The sequence below is a fragment of the Pseudomonas sp. S32 genome, from assembly GCF_016648095.1.
GTDB lineage: Bacteria > Pseudomonadota > Gammaproteobacteria > Pseudomonadales > Pseudomonadaceae > Aquipseudomonas > Aquipseudomonas parafulva.
Genome location: NZ_JACVVF010000001.1, coordinates 127,562 through 144,429 on the forward strand (window position 1 = coordinate 127,562; position 16,868 = coordinate 144,429).

Sequence of the window (16,868 nt, forward strand, 5' to 3'; positions counted from 1 at the left end):
GAAACTCCTCAATTAGCCGGTTGCGCGTCTCGGGGTTCCTTGCCAACAGTGTTGAGCAGGAACTTGCCAATCAGATCTTCCAGCACCAGCGCGGACTGGGTGTCATGGATGGTACCGCCGTCCTTGAGCACCTCTTCCTCACCGCCTACGCTGATGCCGATGTACTTCTCACCCAACAGGCCTGCGGTCAGGATCGATGCAGTGGAATCGGTCGGCAGGTTGTTCACCGACTTGTCCAGCTGCAAGGTCACCCGACCGGTGAAGGAATCACGGTCCAGGTCGATGGCGGTGACTTTGCCGATGGTGACACCGGCCATGGTCACTTTGGCTCTGACAGTCAAACCGGCGATATTGTCGAAGTAGGCGTAAACTTTATAGGTATCGCTGGTCGGGCTTGCCGACAGGCCGCTGACACGCAGGGCCAGCAGCAGCAACGCCAGGATCCCGGCCAACAGAAACAGGCCTACACCGATTTCCAGGGTGCGGTTTTGCATCAGAAATCTCCAAACATCAAGGCGGTCAGAATAAAGTCCAGACCCAGTACAGCCAGCGAGGCATAGACCACGGTCCTGGTAGTGGCACGGCTGATCCCTTCTGAGGTGGGCTCACAGTCATACCCCTGGAATACGGCGATCCAGGTGGTGACGAAGGCGAACACCAGGCTCTTTATCAACCCGTTGAGCACGTCGTCGGTGAACGAAACACTGTTCTGCATGTTGGCCCAGAACGAGCCCTCGTAGACGCCCAGCCAGTCGACTGCCACCCACGACCCGCCCCAGATGCCTACCACGCTGAAGATCAGTGCCAGCAACGGTAGCGAGATGAAGCCGGCCCACAGGCGCGGGGCAACGATGTACTTGAGTGGGTCGACGCCGATCATTTCAAGGCTCGACAGCTGCTCGGTGGACTTCATGTTGCCGATTTCAGCCGTGAGCGCGGACCCGGCGCGGCCTGCGAACAGCAGGGCGGTGACGACCGGACCAAGCTCGCGCAGCAGGGTAAGGGCGACCATCTGGCCCACTGCCTGCTCCGACCCGTATTTGGTGAGGATGCTGTAGCCCTGCAGGGCCAGCACCATGCCAATGAAGGTACCGGACACCACGATGATGGCTAGCGACAACACACCCACTGAGTACAGTTGCCTGGTCAGCAGTTGGAAACCGCCGCCAATGCCACCGCGCCCGACCAGGGCGTGGAACAGGAACAGGCAGGAGCGGCCCAGCACGGCCACTACATCGATTGCCGCGCGGCCGAACAGGCGCACGCGCTCAAGCATGGATTTTCTACGCATCAGCGCGCCCCCAGCAGATCGGCGCGGTAATCGGGCGCAGGGAAGTGGAAGGGTACAGGGCCATCCGGGTCGCCTTTCATGAACTGGCGGATACGCGGGTTATCCGACCCCATCAACTCGTCGGGGGTGCCCTGCCCCAGCACCTGGCCATCACCCACCACGTAGATGTAGTCGGCGATGCTGGCGGTTTCTGCCAGGTCATGGGACACGACGATGCTGGTGATGCCCAGGGCATCGTTGAGCAGGCGGATCAGGCGCACCAGCACACCCATGGCGATCGGGTCCTGACCGACGAACGGCTCGTCGTACATGAGGATCTGCGGGTCCAGCGCAATAGCCCTGGCCAGCGCCACGCGGCGTTTCATGCCACCCGACAGCTCGTCCGGCATCAGGTCGATGGCACCACGCAGGCCCACGGCCTGCAGCTTCATCAACACGATGTCGCGGATCATTTCATCCGGCAGCTGGGTATGCACGCGCAGCGGGAAAGCGACGTTCTCGAACACATCCAGGTCGGTGAACAGCGCGCCACTCTGGAACAGCACGCCCATCTGCTTGCGCGCGTCGAACAGGTCGCTGCGCGACAGGGTCGGCAGGTTCTGCCCGGCGACCCACACTTCACCGCTGGCTGGGCGCAACTGGGCGCCCATCAGACGCAGCAATGTGGTTTTACCGCACCCGGATGGCCCCATGATGCCAGTGACCTTGCCGCGTGGGATGCGGATGTCGACATTGTTGAAAATGCTGCGCGAACCCCGTTTGAAGGAAACCCCCTTCAACTCGACCGCGCAGGCGCTATCCACACTCATCTAGACTCCTTGCTAGTGCAGCCTCGTCCTAGTGGACGTCGGCCTTCATCTGGAAGGCACACGCCCCTGGGCAGGCTGAATAGCGGCGAACTATAGCACCGCTGGCAGCGCCGCCCCAAGGCTGCCAAACGCATCGTTCAGCGTCACGACAGCCTGGGGGTACATTGCCTACGACAATCGAAAGCGTGAGGGTTTCATTCAATACCGCTATAATCGCCGCCTTTTCATCAGGCACTGCTTTTTCGACATGAGCCAATCCAGCGAGCTGATCCAATCCGCCCAACGCACCCTGCGCCTGGAACTCGAGGCTGTAGAGGCCCTGCTGGCGCGCATCGACGCTACCTTCGTCAAGGCCTGCGAGCTGATCCTGGCCAGCAAGGGCCGCGTGGTCGTGGTGGGGATGGGCAAGTCCGGGCACATCGGCAACAAGATCGCCGCCACCCTGGCCAGCACTGGCACACCGGCTTTCTTCGTGCACCCGGCCGAAGCCAGCCATGGCGACATGGGCATGATTACGCGCGATGACGTTATCCTGGCCCTGTCGAACTCGGGCAGCACTGCCGAAATCATCACCCTGCTGCCGCTTATCAAGCGCCTGGGCATCAAGCTGGTCAGCCTGACCGGCAACCCGGCTTCACCGCTGGCCCAGGCTGCCGACGTCAACCTCGACGCCGGCGTCGAACACGAAGCCTGCCCGCTGAACCTGGCGCCGACATCGTCCACCACAGCATCGCTGGTGCTGGGCGACGCCCTGGCCATCGCCCTGCTCGAAGCCCGCGGCTTCACCGCCGAAGACTTCGCCTTCTCTCACCCGGGCGGTGCCCTGGGCCGGCGCTTGCTGCTCAAGGTCGAGAACGTGATGCACGCTGGCGACGAACTGCCGCAGGTCGCCCGCGGCACCCTGCTCAAGGAAGCACTCCTTGAAATGTCCCGCAAAGGTTTGGGCATGACCGTCATCGTCGAGACCGATGGCACGCTGGCCGGGGTGTTCACAGACGGTGACCTGCGCCGCAGCCTGGACCGCAACATCGACGTGCATACCACCCTGATCGAAGACGTCATGACCGTGCACGGCAAAACCGCCCGTGCCGAGATGCTGGCGGCCGAGGCCCTTAAAATCATGGAAGACAACAAGGTGGGCGCCTTGGTGGTCGTAGACAGCCAGGACCGCCCAACCGGCGCCCTGAACATGCACGATCTGCTGCGTGCCGGCGTACTGTAAAGGAGCGATGCAATGCACCAGGACCTCATGCAACGGGGCAAATGCGTCAAGCTGGCCGTGTTCGACGTGGACGGCGTACTCACCGACGGGCGCCTGTATTTCCTCGAAGACGGGAGCGAGTTCAAGACCTTCAATACACTGGATGGCCAGGGCATAAAAATGCTCATGGCGTCCGGTGTGACCACCGCCATCATCAGCGGGCGCAAGACACCGGTCGTCGAGCGGCGGGCGAAGAACCTCGGCATCCCGCATCTGTTTCAAGGGCGCGAAGACAAACTGGTCGTACTTGACGGCCTGCTCGCCGAGCTGGGCCTGAGCTATGATCAAGTGGCCTACCTGGGCGATGACCTGCCCGACTTGCCGGTTATCCGCCGGGTGGCACTGGGCATGGCGGTCGCCAGCGCGGCACCGTTCGTGCGCCAGCACGCCCATGGCGTCACGCAGTCACGGGGTGGCGAGGGTGCCGCCCGTGAATTCTGCGAACTCATCATGCAGGCCCAGGGCACCCTGGACGCTGCCAACGCCAACTATCTGTAAGGTTGCCCATGTTCAGCAAGAAAGCCAGAAACATCGTGCTGCTCGGGGCCATCGCCGCCCTGCTGATAGCCGTCGGCTACTGGAACGTCAGCCCCGAGAGCTTCCTGGAGCAGCCCGCGGCGCAGGTGGACGAAAGCGCCATCGATTACTACGCCATCAATGCCCACAGCGTGCAGTTCTTGCCAGACGGCAAGCTGCAGTACGAAATGACCGCCGACAAGGTCGAACACCTGAAGGCCAGCGAAGTCACACTGCTGACCACCCCGGACCTGCACATGTATCGCGGTACGGAATACCCGTGGCATGTGCAGAGCGTGCGCGCGGAGGTCAACCCTGACGGCAGCGAGGTCGAACTGATCGACAACGTGCGGATCGCCCGCACGGACGAAAAGAAGCGTGAAACCATCATTACCAGCTCGCGCATGACCGTGTTCCCGCAGAAGGAATATGCGCAGACCGAGCAAGCCGTTAGAATCGACGGCGCCGGTGGCACGACTACGGGCAAAGGTATGAAAGCGTATTTGAAAGAAGGCAGGATGGACCTGCTCTCTAACGTAAGAGGACAGTATGAGGCTCGTTAAAACCCTCCCCCTTTTGCTCAGCCTGAGCGCAGCACTGGGAAGCGCGAGCGCCCTCGCCCTGCCGAACGACCGTGATCAGCCCATTCGCATCCAGGCCGACAACGCTCACCTGGACGACAAGAAAGGCGTGGCCACCTATACCGGCGACGTCATCATCACCCAGGGTTCGATGATGATCAAAGGCAATACCGTGACCATCACCCGTACCGCTTCCGGCGATATCGACGTGGTGACCTCGGTGGGCAACCTGGCCTACTTCGAGCAGCAGCAGAGCGCCGCCAAAGCCGACAAGATGAAAGGCTGGGGCGTGACCATCCAGTATCAGTCGCAGAAGGACCTGGTAGTGCTCACCGACCGCGCCAAGGTCGAAAACGAAGGCAACACCACCGAAGGCGAGAAGATCGTCTACAACACCCAGACCCAGGTTGCCACCGCAGGTCGTGGCGGCAATGTGACCACACCGCGTCAGCGCATCGACATGGTGATCCAGCCCAAGAAGAAGGCCGAGTAAATGGCAACCCTCAAAGCCCAGCACCTGGCCAAGAGCTACAAGGGCCGGCAGGTGGTACGTGACGTCAGCCTGTCCATCGACAGCGGCCAGATCGTGGGCCTGCTCGGCCCCAACGGCGCCGGCAAGACCACCTGCTTCTACATGATTGTCGGGCTGGTCCAGGCCGAACAGGGCCGTGTGCTGATCGACAACCTCGATGTCAGCCACCAGCCCATGCACGGGCGCGCCCGGGCGGGTATCGGCTACCTGCCACAGGAGGCGTCGATCTTCCGCAAGCTGTCCGTGGCTGACAACATCAAGGCCATCCTGGAAACCCGCAAGGACCTCGACCGCGAAGGCCGTCGCCAGGAGCTGGAAAGCCTGTTGCAGGAATTTCACATCAGCCACATCCGCGACAACCTGGGCATGAGCCTGTCCGGTGGTGAGCGTCGCCGCGTCGAAATTGCCCGCGCACTGGCCACCGCGCCCAAGTTCATCCTGCTGGACGAACCCTTCGCCGGCGTGGACCCGATTTCGGTAGGCGACATCAAGCAGATCATTCACCACCTCAAGGCCAAGGGTATCGGCGTGCTGATCACCGATCACAACGTGCGTGAAACCCTGGATATCTGCGAAACCGCCTATATCGTCAACGATGGCCGCCTGATCGCCGAAGGGGATGCAGAAACGATCCTGGCCAACGACCTGGTCAAAGAGGTGTACCTGGGCCACGAGTTCCGCCTCTGATCCCGGGACGGGCCTGGGGCACGGCAAAAAAGCCTATCTATTGCGGGTCAAGTTGTTACAGTGCTCTAGGCAAACGCTACAATTTAAGGCATAAAACTTGCTTGATTTGGCGCCCCGGCGCCCTCGTGTAGTGGATGGCGCATGCGCGCCGGCGAACAAGGTACCAAGCCCCTGCCATGAAACCATCGCTCGTCCTAAAAATGGGCCAGCAACTGACGATGACACCGCAGTTGCAACAGGCCATCCGCCTGCTCCAGCTTTCCACCCTGGACCTGCAGCAGGAAATCCAGGAAGCCCTGGAGTCGAACCCGATGCTCGAACGCCAGGAAGACGGCGACGACTTCGACAACAACGACCCGATGGCCGACAACGCCGAAAACAAGCCGGCCGCCGAAACGCAGGACAACAGTTTCCAGGAAACCACCGTCAGCACCGAAAACATGGAAGACGGTGAGTGGAGCGAGCGCATCCCCAACGAGCTTCCCGTGGATACCGCGTGGGAAGACATCTACCAGACCAGCGCCAGCAGCCTGCCCAGCAACGATGACGACGAATGGGATTTCACCACCCGCACGTCCGCGGGCGAGAGCCTGCAAAGCCACCTGCTGTGGCAGTTGAACCTGGCGCCCATGTCCGACACCGACCGCCTCATCGCGGTCACCTTGATCGACAGCATCAACGGCCAGGGCTACCTGGAAGACACCCTCGAGGAAATCTGTGCAGGTTTCGACCCCGAACTGGACATCGAACTGGATGAAGTCGAAGCGGTGCTGCACCGTATCCAGCAGTTCGAGCCCGCAGGGGTAGGCGCCCGCACGCTGGGCGAATGCCTGCTGCTGCAACTGCGCCAGTTGCCTGGCAGCACCCCGTGGATGGCCGAGGCCATGCGCCTGGTGAGCGACTTCATCGACCTGCTGGGTAGCCGCGACTACAGCCAGCTGATGCGCCGCATGAAGCTCAAGGAAGACGAACTGCGCCAGGTGATCGAGTTGGTGCAGAGCCTCAACCCCCGCCCCGGCTCGCAGATCGAGTCCAGCGAGCCCGAGTACGTGGTGCCCGACGTGATCGTGCGCAAGGACAGCGAGCGCTGGCTGGTGGAACTGAACCAGGAAGCCATCCCGCGCCTTCGCGTCAACGCGCAGTACGCAGGCTTTGTACGCCGTGCCGACACCAGCGCCGATAACACCTTCATGCGCAACCAGTTGCAGGAGGCGCGCTGGTTCATCAAAAGCCTGCAGAGCCGCAACGAAACCCTGATGAAAGTGGCCACCCAGATCGTCGAACACCAGCGCGGCTTCCTCGACCACGGTGACGAGGCCATGAAACCCCTGGTACTGCATGACATTGCCGAAGCGGTAGGCATGCACGAGTCGACCATTTCCCGGGTTACCACGCAAAAGTACATGCACACCCCGCGTGGTATCTACGAACTGAAATACTTTTTCTCCAGCCATGTGAGCACTGCCGAAGGCGGCGAATGCTCGTCCACGGCGATCCGCGCGATCATCAAGAAACTGGTTGCCGCGGAAAATCAGAAAAAGCCATTGAGCGACAGCAAGATCGCTGGTTTACTGGAGGCACAAGGCATCCAGGTAGCCCGTCGTACCGTCGCCAAGTACCGCGAGTCTCTCGGTATTGCACCGTCGAGCGAGCGTAAGCGGCTGATGTAACCCTGAGATGCGCCACAGCGTTTGTGTGGCAGGTGCAACACCTGCCTCTTTATGCACGGGCAACAAAAGGAGAAGCTGTATGCAAGTCAATATCAGTGGACAGCATGTAGAAGTCACCCAGCCACTGCGCGATTATGTGCTTGAAAAGCTCGCCCGCGTGGAGAGTCACTTCGACAAGATCACCAACGTGCAGGTCATCATGAAGGTCGAGAAACTGCAGCAGAAGGTCGAGGCGACCTTGCAGATTCCCGGCGGTGAAGTGGTTGCGAATGCCGAACACGAAGACATGTATGCAGCGATCGACGCCTTGGCCGACAAGCTCGACCGTCAACTGAAAAAACACAAGGAAAAACAGCAAAGCCTGCTGCAAGGTGCGGCTGCCCGCTGATCCCCCTCATCCATGATCCGACTTGAAACCATCCTGACCCCCGGCCGTTCCCTCGCGAACGCGCCGGGCGGCAGCAAGAAACGCGCCCTTGAAAAGGTCGCCGAGCTGATTGCCAAAGAAGTGCCAGAACTGGACGGGCAAACTGTATTCGAAAAACTGATCGCTCGGGAAAAACTCGGCTCCACCGGTTTCGGTAATGGCATTGCCATTCCCCATTGCCGGCTCGAAGGCTGCACAACCCCGGTCAGTGCCTTGCTGCACCTCGAAGCCCCTATCGATTACGACGCCATCGACGGCGCCCCCGTGGACCTGCTGTTCGTGTTGCTGGTACCCGCGGCCGCCACCGATGCTCACCTGGAGCTGCTGCGCCAGATTGCCAGCATGCTCGACCGCAAAGAGGTTCGCGAGCGCCTGCGTGCGGCCCCCAGCAGTGAGGCCCTGTTCCAGGTTGTCCTGGACGTACAGAACGAGCACTGAACATGCGCCTGATCATCGTCAGCGGCCGGTCTGGCTCCGGCAAGAGCACCGCCCTCGATGTCCTGGAAGACAACGGTTTCTACTGCATCGACAACCTGCCCGCCAGGTTGTTGCCGCAACTGGCAGAAACCGCCCTGTTGAACACCGAACTGCCGCAACCCAAGGTGGCCGTTTCGATTGACGCGCGCAACCTGCCCAGCCACCTGTCACGCTTCCCCGAACTGCTTGAGGAGGCCCGGGCCCGGCACATCAAGTGCGATGTGTTGTACCTGGACGCCGACGAGGACACGCTGCTCAAGCGTTTTTCCGAAACCCGTCGCCGCCATCCGCTGACCAACGCCGACCGCTCGCTGGCAGAAGCCATACGTGTGGAGCGCGAATTGCTGGGCCCCATCGCCGACCTGGCCGACCTCAAGATCGATACCACGCGCCTGAACCTGTACCAGTTGCGGGACACCATCAAGCTGCGCCTGCTGGACACCCCCGAACCGGGTACGGCGTTCCTGGTCGAGTCGTTCGGCTTCAAGCGTGGCATGCCGGTTGATGCCGACCTGGTATTCGATGTGCGCTGCCTGCCCAACCCGTACTGGAAACCTGAGCTTCGGGAGCACTCCGGCCTGGAGCAGCCGGTGATCGATTACCTTGCTGCGCAACCCGATGTGCAGGAGATGTTCAACGACATCTCCAGCTACCTGCTGAAGTGGCTACCCCGCTTCGCCGCCAGCAACCGGGCCTACGTTACCATTGCCATCGGCTGCACCGGTGGCCACCACCGTTCGGTATACATCACCGAACGTCTTGGCCAGTTGCTGCAGCAAACCCTGAAAAACGTTCAGGTCCGTCACCGCGACCTCTAGCCCAAGGATCCGCCACGCCATGCCCGCCCGTGAAATCACCATCATCAACAAGCTGGGGCTGCATGCTCGGGCGGCAGCCAAGTTCGTCGGTGTTGCTGGCCGCTTCCCCTGCCAGGTCAAGGTTGGCCGGGCGCCGGACAAGCTGGTAGACGGCAAGAGCATCATGGCCGTGATGATGCTGGCGGCCGGCAAGGGCACACAGGTGCACCTGCACACCGAAGGCGAGCAGGACCAGCAAGCCATGGACGCCCTGGTAGCGCTGATCGAGAACTTCTTCGACGAAGGCGAGTAAATCGGCGGGGCCGCCGCAACCTTGTCGCCGATCTTTCGGCGACAAGGTGTGGTCAGGACATCGCAGTGTCCATCACCATCATCAGGCAGAAGCCCGTACACAGCCCCAGGCTGGCCAGGCGATGATGACCATTGCTGCGTGACTCCGGGATGATCTCCTGCGTGACCACCAACAGCATCGCACCTGCAGCGCACGCGAGCCCCAGCGGCAAGAGCAGTTCCGCCACGTTCACCAGCCACGCGCAGATCACCGCGGCCACCGGCTCCACCAGCCCGGATGCAGCACCGATGAGAAACGCCTTGAAGCGTGGCATCCCTGCCCCAGCCAGCACCAACGCGATAACCAGGCCTTCGGGCACGTCCTGCAGGGCAATGCCCATGGCCAGGCTGTCGGCATCGGCCATGCCACCCCCAGCTGATACGCCAATGGCCATGCCCTCGGGAATGTTGTGGGCAATGATCGCGAATACGAACAACCAGATGCGCGCTGCAATCACGGGCTGCCCCTGGGACGCCACGAGCGCCTGGGGCGAAGCACTGGAGATTCTGAGGTCAATCAGAAACAGGCACAGTGCACCGCCCAGCAGGCCGGCACTGATCAAGCCGCCGGCGCCCCACGCGCTGAACCCGATGGCTTGCGCGGCCTCGAGCCCTGGCACGATCAGCGAAAAGGCCGTGGCGGCGAGCATGACCCCGGCGCCAAAACCCAGCAGGGTATCGGCCAGTGCCACCGGCATGTTGCGGATGACCAACACCGGTACAGCACCCAGCGCCGTGCCCAGCGCACACAGTGCACCACCCTGCAGGGCACGCAACATGCGCGGCTCGAGGTCTAGCCAGGCCAGGCCGCGAGCCACCAGCAATGCAGTGCCAGCCAGCATCAACAGGGTGCCAAGCGCCAACCTGAACAACCGCACACTGTTGACCGACATTACCTGGGAGGGCATACCGATCCGACTCACTGAATGGCGGCGTGGTAACGGCGCTCCACTTGCGCCCAGTCGATGACGTTGTAGAACGCCCCGATGTATTCAGGGCGGCGGTTCTGGTACTTCAGGTAGTACGCGTGCTCCCAGACGTCCAGCCCGAGGATGGGTGTGTTGCCGTGCATCAACGGGCTGTCCTGGTTGCCGCTGCTTTCGACTACCAGTGTTTTCTGCGGGGTCACGCTGAGCCACGCCCAGCCACTGCCGAAGCGCGTCAAGGCGGCCTTGGTAAAGGCGTCCTTGAACGCCTCGAACCCGCCCAGCTGTGCAGTGATCGCCTGGGCCAGCTCGCCTTCAGGTTCACCGCCGCCCTGTGGCGACATCACGGTCCAGAACAGGCTGTGGTTGGCGTGGCCGCCGCCATGGTTGGTCACCGCGCCACGCAGGTTTTCGGGCAAGCTCGCTACCGCTGCCACCAGTTTCTCCACCGGCCACTCTGCCCACTGCGTCCCCTCGACGGCGGCGTTAAGGCCGTTGACGTAGGTCTGGTGGTGCTTGGTGTGGTGAATTTCCATGGTCTGCGTGTCGATGTGCGGTTCCAGCGCGGCGTAGGCGTAGGGCAGTGCAGGCAAGGTATGCGGCATGTCAGTGGATTCCGTAGGTCTGGTTATTGGGCGTTGCATCCGGCACCCGTGTGCTGGCCGGAGTGCTGTGGCGATTGAGCAAACGTTCGGTGCGGGGGTATTGCCCATACTCGGCAATGAAACTGAGCAATTCGCTGTAGGTGCGCGAACTGTGACGCAGCGCGGCGTCGCGCAGTGCCTGGGGCAGGCGCAGGTCCTGGCAGGCCTGCAGCAGCCGCTGGTGGGCGGCGCACAGGTAATCAGCACTCTCCTGCGGCTGGTTAAGCCGCAGGTGCAGGTCGGCCAGGTTGTGGTGCGCAACGACCAAGGCGGCTACTGCCTCGTCGACGTCATGCCAGCGCTCGAACAGCACCTGGGCCAAGGCCAGGGCCTGCAGGTAATGTTCACGGGCATCGACCAGCTGTCCTTGCTCGAACAGCCGGTTGGCGGCTTGCGTGGTGCGTTTCCAGTGCTGCATGACGGGCCTCCAGGCGGTGACGCGAGTCAGATGCCGCCAGCGGTGAGTTTTTCCGGGTCGAGCAACGCCTGCAGCTGATCGCGGGACAGGTCTGTGTGCTCCAGCGCGACGTCGATGATGGGGCGCCCCTGCTTGTAGGCGGTTTTGGCAATTTCGGCGGCCTTGAGGTAACCAATGATCGGGTTGAGCGCGGTCACCAGAATCGGGTTGCGCGCCAGCGCTTCCTTGAGCTTGTCCTCGTTGACCTTGAAGGTGGCAATGGCCTTGTCCGCGAGCAGCCTGCTGACATTGGCCATCAGCTCGATGCTCTCCAGCAGGTTGCGTGCGATGACGGGCAGCATCACGTTCAACTCGAAGTTGCCAGACTGCCCGGCCACAGCGATGGTGGCGTCATTGCCGATGACTTGCGCCGCCACCATGGCGGTGGCCTCGGGGATGACCGGGTTGACCTTGCCAGGCATGATCGAAGAGCCGGGCTGCAACCCCTGTAGTTCGATTTCGCCCAACCCGGCCAGGGGCCCGGAGTTCATCCAGCGCAGGTCGTTGGCGATCTTCATCAATGCCACGGCAGTGGTCTTGAGCTGACCGGACAAAGCCACCGCAGTGTCCTGGGAGCCGATGAGGGCAAACAGGTTCTGCCCAGGGGTGAACGCCACGCCGGTCAGCGTGCTGAGCTGCTGGGCAAAGCTGGCGGCGAAGCGCGGGTGGGCGTTGATCCCGGTACCCACCGCCGTACCGCCCTGGGCCAGCGCCTGCAGGCTTGGCAAGGTGGCCTCGATATGCGCCTTGGCAGCATTGACCTGCGCGGCCCAACCATCGAGTACCTGGCTCATGCGCACGGGCATGGCGTCCATTAGGTGGGTGCGGCCAGTCTTCACGAACTGATGCACCTGCTGGGACTTGTGCTCGATCACCTGCACCAGGTGGCTCAAGGCCGGCAACAGCTGCTCATGCAAGGCCAACGCCGCGCTGACGTGGATGGTAGTGGGGATGATGTCATTGCTGCTCTGGCCGCAGTTGACGTGATCGTTGGGGTTGACCGCCTCGCCCAGCACGCGAGTGGCCAAGGTGGTGATCACCTCGTTGGCATTCATGTTGGAACTGGTGCCGGACCCGGTCTGGAACACATCGACCGGAAAATGCCCGATGAAGTCTTCCGCCAGCAATTGCTCTACCGCCTTCACGATGGCTTGCCCCTGGGCGACAGGCAGCTGCTCCAACTGGATGTTGGCCTTGGCGGCAGCAGCCTTGGCCAGCAGCAGGGCACGAATGAACTGCACCGGCATACGTTGCCCGCTGACCGGAAAGTTGTCGACCGCGCGCTGGGTCTGTGCACCGTACAGGGCCTGGGCAGGCACCTGCAGTTCGCCCATGCTGTCGCGCTCGATTCGGGTATCACTCATCATCAAGTCCTTGCATCAGTTCTTCAGGAGAAATCGACGGCAACAGGCGGCAATTAGCCAGTTGCAGGGCATAGGGTTGCCAGCGCTGGTTCTGCTCCTGGCGGTCGAGGTTGCGCAGGTCCAGCAACGGGCGCCATGCCTGGTCCAGGCACAGGCATCGCCAGTGCCAGGGCAGCATGCGGTCACAGGCGGTATCGAGCAGCAGGCGGAAGGAAGTCAGCGCCACCGTCCATGGCGAGGTCTCGGTGCAACACACCAGGTAGCGGCCCTCGGCAAGGTAGTGCTCGATCAGGCGCGGCTCATCGGCTTCAAGCGCGCAACGGATGCGGCGGCTCAACCAGCGCCAGTTTTCCAGGTAGGGGAGTTCGCGTAGGACGGTATTCATGAACATCATCGCCGGGTGACTGGATAATGATATTCATTATTAATTGATAAATAGAATCAATTCAAGCGAAGCATGGAGTAAAAAAAACCGGCGCTTGGCCGGTTCAGTGATTTGTAGCACCAAGGGCCGCACAGCGGCCCCAACAAAACGAGGGGCCGTTAACTGCCCGCTACCGTCATCCGCTCGATCAACACCGAGCCTGTATGAATATTGCTGCGGGTTTCAAGATCGCTGCCGATGGCGACAATTTGCTGGAACATGTCCTTCATGTTGCCGGCAATGGTCACTTCTTGTACAGCGTGCTGGATTTCGCCATTTTCAACCCAGAAGCCCGCAGCACCGCGGGAGTAATCGCCGGTTACCATGTTCAGGCCGTGCCCCATCAGCTCGGTTACCAGCAAGCCACGCCCCATGCGCCGGATCAGGGCCGCCTGGTCGTCTTCACCATGGGTAACGAACAGGTTGTGCACGCCACCCGAGTTGGCGGTGCTCGGCAGCCCCAGCTTGCGGCCGGAATAGGTGCCCAGCAGGTAGGACACCAGCTCGCCTTTGTCGACGAATGGCTTGGCATACGTGGCTAGGCCGTCGCCATCGAATGCGGCACTGCCCAATGCCCGGGGAATGTGCGGCCGCTCATCCAGGGTCAGCCAGGACGGGAACAGGCGCTGGCCCAGCGCCCCTTCGAGAAATGACGACTTGCGGTACAGGTTGCCGCCTGAAACTGCTGCCAGGAAGCTGCCGAACAGCCCCCCCGCCAGCTCTGCCGAGAACAGCACCGGCACCTCGCAGGTGGGCACCGGGCGCGCGCCCAGGCGGCTGGCCGCACGCTGGGCAGCGCGCACGCCAATGCTGCGCGGGTCTGCCAGCAGGTTGCCTTGACGGTTGACGTCGTACCAGTAGTCACGCTGCATCTGGCCATCGCCTTCAGCGATCATGACGCAGCTCAGGCTATGCCGGGTGGAGGCATAGCTGCCGATGAAGCCATGGCTGTTGCCGTACACACGGCAGCCCTGGTGAGTATTGAGGGTGGTGCCGTCGGCATTGAGGATACGGGGGTCGGCATCGAACGCGGCCGCCTCACAGGCAAGGGCCATCTCGATGGCCCGCTCGGGCTCCAGATTCCAGTCGTGATAGAGGTCCAGATCTGGGATGTCGCGCGCCATCAATGCGGCGTCTGCCAGGCCCGAACACGCGTCCTCGGAGGTGTGTTTGGCAATGGCCAGGGCCGCCGCAACGGTTTCCCTGATCGCGTCGGGGCCGCTGGCCGATGTGCTGGCCGACCCCTTGCGCTGGCCCACATACAAGGTGATGCCAAAGCCCTGATCGCGGTTGAACTCGACGGTTTCAACTTCCCGCTGGCGTACCGTGGTGGACAGGCCCTGTTCCAGCGACACAGCCACTTCGCAAGCGCTGGCGCCCTGGCGGCGTGCCTCGGCGATTATCGCCTCAACCTGCTCCTGCAATGCTGGCAGGTCTTTCGGACCTACGCTCTGGACTGCACTCATGGTGATCTCCACTCAAATTCTGCATTCACCGGGGGTCAATCTACGACCGGGCCGGACAAGCGGCCCCCGGGTGGTTATCATGGCGGCAATTTTCAGGCCTTGTACGAAAAGTGCCTACGTGGCGACTTTTCATAAATACCCAAGCGGACTGCCCCCATGGTTGATTCAAACGACGACGCCTTCGACGGCGAAAAAAGCAAAACCCAGATCAAGCGTGAACTGCACGCGCTGGTCGAACTTGGCGAACGCCTCACAACCCTCAAAGCCGACACGCTGGCCCGCCTGCCGCTCACCGACGAGCTGCGCAAGGCCCTGGCCGAGGCCAGCAAACACACCGCTCACGGCGCCCGCAAACGGCATATGTCGTTCGTCGGCAAATTGATGCGGGTACAGGACCTGGATGCCATCCAGGCGCTGCTCGAACAGATGGACAGCTCCACGCGCCAGTACAACGAACGCTTCCACGGCCTTGAGCGCTGGCGCGACCGGTTGATCGATGGCAATGACGAAGACCTTGAGCGCTTCGTCAACGAATACCCTGATACCGACCGCCAGCAGCTGCGATCGCTGGTGCGCCATGCCCAGCACGAGAAGGCACGTAACAAACCACCGGCTGCATCGCGCAAGGTATTCAAGTACATCCGCGACCTCGACGAGCTGCAGCGCGGCTTGCGCTGACCCTCCAGGCGGCCGCTGCACCAGCCTTGGTGCCAGCGGCCGCCCCCGGCCGGCAGCCTGCGGGCGTATTCACGCGCCGGTACCACCGACGGTGATTGCGTCCAGCTTCAAGGTTGGCTGGCCCACACCCACCGGCACCGACTGCCCATCCTTGCCGCAGGTGCCTACGCCGCTGTCCAGGGCCAGGTCGTTGCCGACCATCGACACCCGGCTCATGGCTTCCGGGCCATTGCCGATCAGGGTAGCGCCCTTTACCGGTGCGGTGATCTTGCCGTCTTCGATCAGGTAAGCCTCACTGGTTGAAAACACAAACTTGCCGCTGGTGATATCGACCTGCCCACCACCGAGGTTGGCGCAGTAGATGCCTTTTTTCACCGACGCGATGATTTCCTGCGGGTCGCTCTCGCCTGCGCGCATGTAGGTGTTGGTCATGCGCGGCATCGGCAGGTGCGCGTAGGACTCACGGCGCCCGTTGCCCGTCACCGCCATGCCCATCAGGCGCGCGTTGAGCTTGTCCTGCATGTAGCCCTTCAGCACCCCGTTCTCGATCAGGGTGGTGCATTCGGTCGGGGTCCCTTCGTCGTCCACGCTCAACGAACCGCGCCGCCCTTCCAAGGTGCCGTCGTCGACGATGGTGCACAGGCTGGAGGCCACCTTCTGACCGATGCGACCACTGAACGCCGAACTGCCCTTGCGGTTGAAGTCACCTTCCAGGCCGTGGCCCACAGCCTCGTGCAGCAGCACACCGGACCAGCCGGAGCCCAGCACCACCGGCAGAGTACCTGCCGGCGCCGGTATGGCCTCCAGGTTTACCAGGGCCTGCCGCAGGGCCTCGCGGGCATAGCCCATCACCCGCTCTTCGGTGAAGAAGCGGTAGTCGGTACGCCCGCCACCGCCCTGCCCGCCCCGCTCGCGGCGGCCATTCTGCTCGACGATGACACTGACGTTGAAGCGCACCAGCGGGCGCACGTCTGCAGCCAGGCTGCCATCGGCTGCCGCAACAAGGATGCGTTCCCAGACCCCGGCCATGCTCACGCTGACCTGCTGAATACGCGGGTCCAGCGCGCGGGTGGCCACATCGACACGCTTGAGCAGCTCGACCTTTTCGGCACGGCTGAGCACGTCCAGCGGGCTGTCCGCCGTGTACAGCGCTGGCACCTGCTGTGTGCGGAAGGCCTGCACGCTGCCGTTCTGCCCGGCGCGGGAAATGGAACGCGCGGCTCGAGCAGCGGAGGTCAGCGCCTCAAGGTTGATCGCATTACTGTAGGCAAAGCCGGTTTTTTCACCGGCCTGGGCGCGTACGCCGACGCCTTGATCGAGGTTGAAGCTGCCTTCCTTGACGATGCCGTCTTCCAGCGCCCAGGTTTCGGATACCTGGCCCTGGAAATACAGGTCGGCCGCATCGATACCGGGGCCGGCCAATTCACCCAGCACGCTCTGCAGGCTGTCCAGGGTCAGGCCGCCTGGGGTCAGGAGCTGTTCGCTGACGGTGGATAACATCTGGCTCATA

The 16,868-nt window shown here is 62.3% G+C and carries 21 protein-coding genes; 11 read left to right on the forward strand and 10 right to left on the reverse strand.

Annotated features, from left to right (window positions below):
* Positions 1 to 8 precede the first annotated feature (8 nt).
* Genes mlaD through IAE38_RS00605 form a run of 3 tightly spaced genes read right to left on the reverse strand, consistent with a single transcriptional unit; the run spans position 9 to position 2,100 of the window.
* A complete protein-coding gene (gene mlaD, locus IAE38_RS00595) occupies positions 9 to 494 on the reverse strand; it encodes an outer membrane lipid asymmetry maintenance protein MlaD (RefSeq protein WP_028631522.1) in 486 nt (161 codons plus the stop codon).
* Entirely contained in the window at positions 494 to 1,291 is a 798-nt protein-coding gene (mlaE, locus tag IAE38_RS00600; protein WP_028631523.1) for a lipid asymmetry maintenance ABC transporter permease subunit MlaE, read from the reverse strand. Before mlaE ends, mlaD begins: the two co-directional genes overlap by 1 nt.
* Entirely contained in the window at positions 1,291 to 2,100 is an 810-nt protein-coding gene (locus tag IAE38_RS00605; RefSeq protein WP_201163283.1) for an ATP-binding cassette domain-containing protein, read from the reverse strand. The genes mlaE and IAE38_RS00605 overlap by 1 nt, the downstream gene beginning before the upstream one ends.
* 247 nt (positions 2,101 to 2,347) lie before the next feature.
* On the opposite strand from IAE38_RS00605, the gene IAE38_RS00610 reads away from it, so the two are divergent.
* From IAE38_RS00610 to IAE38_RS00655, 10 genes are all read left to right on the forward strand, one after another.
* Positions 2,348 to 3,322 (forward strand): KpsF/GutQ family sugar-phosphate isomerase, encoded by a 975-nt coding sequence (locus tag IAE38_RS00610; protein WP_028631525.1) that lies wholly within the window; start codon positions 2,348 to 2,350, stop codon positions 3,320 to 3,322.
* Between the two features lie 12 nt (positions 3,323 to 3,334).
* On the forward strand, positions 3,335 to 3,859 hold the full coding sequence (locus IAE38_RS00615; RefSeq protein ID WP_201215289.1) for a KdsC family phosphatase: 525 nt from the start codon (positions 3,335 to 3,337) through the stop codon (positions 3,857 to 3,859).
* A gap of 8 nt (positions 3,860 to 3,867) precedes the next feature.
* On the forward strand, positions 3,868 to 4,440 hold the full coding sequence (gene lptC / locus IAE38_RS00620) for an LPS export ABC transporter periplasmic protein LptC (RefSeq protein WP_201163286.1): 573 nt from the start codon (positions 3,868 to 3,870) through the stop codon (positions 4,438 to 4,440).
* Positions 4,427 to 4,951 carry a lipopolysaccharide transport periplasmic protein LptA gene (gene lptA, locus IAE38_RS00625; protein ID WP_028631528.1) on the forward strand — a complete coding sequence of 175 codons (525 nt, stop codon included), beginning with the start codon at positions 4,427 to 4,429 and terminating at the stop codon, positions 4,949 to 4,951. Before lptC ends, lptA begins: the two co-directional genes overlap by 14 nt.
* A complete protein-coding gene (gene lptB, locus IAE38_RS00630; RefSeq protein WP_028631529.1) occupies positions 4,952 to 5,677 on the forward strand; it encodes an LPS export ABC transporter ATP-binding protein in 726 nt (241 codons plus the stop codon). It begins immediately after the preceding gene.
* A gap of 176 nt (positions 5,678 to 5,853) precedes the next feature.
* Complete coding sequence (locus IAE38_RS00635) at positions 5,854 to 7,347, forward strand: RNA polymerase factor sigma-54 (protein ID WP_201163287.1); 1,494 nt, start codon at positions 5,854 to 5,856, stop codon at positions 7,345 to 7,347.
* Between the two features lie 79 nt (positions 7,348 to 7,426).
* Complete coding sequence (gene hpf / locus IAE38_RS00640; RefSeq protein ID WP_003255135.1) at positions 7,427 to 7,735, forward strand: ribosome hibernation-promoting factor, HPF/YfiA family; 309 nt, start codon at positions 7,427 to 7,429, stop codon at positions 7,733 to 7,735.
* 12 nt (positions 7,736 to 7,747) lie between these two features.
* Positions 7,748 to 8,212 carry a PTS IIA-like nitrogen regulatory protein PtsN gene (gene ptsN, locus IAE38_RS00645; RefSeq protein ID WP_028631531.1) on the forward strand — a complete coding sequence of 155 codons (465 nt, stop codon included), beginning with the start codon at positions 7,748 to 7,750 and terminating at the stop codon, positions 8,210 to 8,212.
* Positions 8,213 to 8,214: 2 nt separating this feature from the next.
* A complete protein-coding gene (gene rapZ / locus IAE38_RS00650; protein WP_201215291.1) occupies positions 8,215 to 9,069 on the forward strand; it encodes an RNase adapter RapZ in 855 nt (284 codons plus the stop codon).
* Between the two features lie 19 nt (positions 9,070 to 9,088).
* Complete coding sequence (locus IAE38_RS00655; RefSeq protein WP_028631533.1) at positions 9,089 to 9,361, forward strand: HPr family phosphocarrier protein; 273 nt, start codon at positions 9,089 to 9,091, stop codon at positions 9,359 to 9,361.
* A 52-nt stretch (positions 9,362 to 9,413) separates the two neighbouring features.
* Here the strand turns inward: IAE38_RS00655 and IAE38_RS00660 are convergent, their stop codons facing one another.
* The 6 genes from IAE38_RS00660 to pmbA all read right to left on the reverse strand — a co-directional run bounded on the left by IAE38_RS00660 (position 9,414) and on the right by pmbA (position 14,680).
* On the reverse strand, positions 9,414 to 10,307 hold the full coding sequence (locus IAE38_RS00660; RefSeq protein WP_028631534.1) for a ZIP family metal transporter: 894 nt from the start codon (positions 10,305 to 10,307) through the stop codon (positions 9,414 to 9,416).
* An 11-nt stretch (positions 10,308 to 10,318) separates the two neighbouring features.
* Entirely contained in the window at positions 10,319 to 10,930 is a 612-nt protein-coding gene (locus IAE38_RS00665; protein ID WP_201163289.1) for a superoxide dismutase, read from the reverse strand.
* A 1-nt stretch (position 10,931) separates the two neighbouring features.
* Positions 10,932 to 11,387 carry a hypothetical protein gene (locus IAE38_RS00670; protein ID WP_201215293.1) on the reverse strand — a complete coding sequence of 152 codons (456 nt, stop codon included), beginning with the start codon at positions 11,385 to 11,387 and terminating at the stop codon, positions 10,932 to 10,934.
* Positions 11,388 to 11,413: 26 nt separating this feature from the next.
* Positions 11,414 to 12,790, reverse strand: coding sequence for a class II fumarate hydratase (locus IAE38_RS00675; protein ID WP_201215295.1), 1,377 nt, complete (start codon positions 12,788 to 12,790; stop codon positions 11,414 to 11,416).
* On the reverse strand, positions 12,783 to 13,184 hold the full coding sequence (locus IAE38_RS00680) for a hypothetical protein (RefSeq protein ID WP_028631538.1): 402 nt from the start codon (positions 13,182 to 13,184) through the stop codon (positions 12,783 to 12,785). The genes IAE38_RS00675 and IAE38_RS00680 overlap by 8 nt, the downstream gene beginning before the upstream one ends.
* A gap of 149 nt (positions 13,185 to 13,333) precedes the next feature.
* Positions 13,334 to 14,680 carry a metalloprotease PmbA gene (gene pmbA / locus IAE38_RS00685; RefSeq protein ID WP_201215297.1) on the reverse strand — a complete coding sequence of 449 codons (1,347 nt, stop codon included), beginning with the start codon at positions 14,678 to 14,680 and terminating at the stop codon, positions 13,334 to 13,336.
* Between the two features lie 156 nt (positions 14,681 to 14,836).
* Here pmbA and yjgA point away from each other — a divergent pair, with 156 nt between their 5' ends.
* The gene (gene yjgA, locus IAE38_RS00690) at positions 14,837 to 15,358 is read left to right on the forward strand and encodes a ribosome biogenesis factor YjgA (RefSeq protein WP_028631540.1); all 522 of its coding nucleotides are present in this window, start codon (positions 14,837 to 14,839) and stop codon (positions 15,356 to 15,358) included.
* A gap of 69 nt (positions 15,359 to 15,427) precedes the next feature.
* Here the strand turns inward: yjgA and tldD are convergent, their stop codons facing one another.
* Entirely contained in the window at positions 15,428 to 16,867 is a 1,440-nt protein-coding gene (tldD, locus tag IAE38_RS00695; RefSeq protein ID WP_060482225.1) for a metalloprotease TldD, read from the reverse strand.
* Position 16,868 lies beyond the last annotated feature (1 nt).

Coding starts and splice junctions, on each gene's coding strand:
- mlaD (WP_028631522.1), bottom strand. CDS start 494: ATGCAAAACCGCACCCTGGAAATCGGTGTAGGCCTGTTTCTGTTGGCC.
- mlaE (WP_028631523.1), bottom strand. CDS start 1,291: ATGCGTAGAAAATCCATGCTTGAGCGCGTGCGCCTGTTCGGCCGCGCG.
- IAE38_RS00605 (WP_201163283.1), bottom strand. CDS start 2,100: ATGAGTGTGGATAGCGCCTGCGCGGTCGAGTTGAAGGGGGTTTCCTTC.
- IAE38_RS00610 (WP_028631525.1), top strand. CDS start 2,348: ATGAGCCAATCCAGCGAGCTGATCCAATCCGCCCAACGCACCCTGCGC.
- IAE38_RS00615 (WP_201215289.1), top strand. CDS start 3,335: ATGCACCAGGACCTCATGCAACGGGGCAAATGCGTCAAGCTGGCCGTG.
- lptC (WP_201163286.1), top strand. CDS start 3,868: ATGTTCAGCAAGAAAGCCAGAAACATCGTGCTGCTCGGGGCCATCGCC.
- lptA (WP_028631528.1), top strand. CDS start 4,427: ATGAGGCTCGTTAAAACCCTCCCCCTTTTGCTCAGCCTGAGCGCAGCA.
- lptB (WP_028631529.1), top strand. CDS start 4,952: ATGGCAACCCTCAAAGCCCAGCACCTGGCCAAGAGCTACAAGGGCCGG.
- IAE38_RS00635 (WP_201163287.1), top strand. CDS start 5,854: ATGAAACCATCGCTCGTCCTAAAAATGGGCCAGCAACTGACGATGACA.
- hpf (WP_003255135.1), top strand. CDS start 7,427: ATGCAAGTCAATATCAGTGGACAGCATGTAGAAGTCACCCAGCCACTG.
- ptsN (WP_028631531.1), top strand. CDS start 7,748: ATGATCCGACTTGAAACCATCCTGACCCCCGGCCGTTCCCTCGCGAAC.
- rapZ (WP_201215291.1), top strand. CDS start 8,215: ATGCGCCTGATCATCGTCAGCGGCCGGTCTGGCTCCGGCAAGAGCACC.
- IAE38_RS00655 (WP_028631533.1), top strand. CDS start 9,089: ATGCCCGCCCGTGAAATCACCATCATCAACAAGCTGGGGCTGCATGCT.
- IAE38_RS00660 (WP_028631534.1), bottom strand. CDS start 10,307: ATGCCCTCCCAGGTAATGTCGGTCAACAGTGTGCGGTTGTTCAGGTTG.
- IAE38_RS00665 (WP_201163289.1), bottom strand. CDS start 10,930: ATGCCGCATACCTTGCCTGCACTGCCCTACGCCTACGCCGCGCTGGAA.
- IAE38_RS00670 (WP_201215293.1), bottom strand. CDS start 11,387: ATGCAGCACTGGAAACGCACCACGCAAGCCGCCAACCGGCTGTTCGAG.
- IAE38_RS00675 (WP_201215295.1), bottom strand. CDS start 12,790: ATGAGTGATACCCGAATCGAGCGCGACAGCATGGGCGAACTGCAGGTG.
- IAE38_RS00680 (WP_028631538.1), bottom strand. CDS start 13,184: ATGATGTTCATGAATACCGTCCTACGCGAACTCCCCTACCTGGAAAAC.
- pmbA (WP_201215297.1), bottom strand. CDS start 14,680: ATGAGTGCAGTCCAGAGCGTAGGTCCGAAAGACCTGCCAGCATTGCAG.
- yjgA (WP_028631540.1), top strand. CDS start 14,837: ATGGTTGATTCAAACGACGACGCCTTCGACGGCGAAAAAAGCAAAACC.
- tldD (WP_060482225.1), bottom strand. CDS start 16,867: ATGAGCCAGATGTTATCCACCGTCAGCGAACAGCTCCTGACCCCAGGC.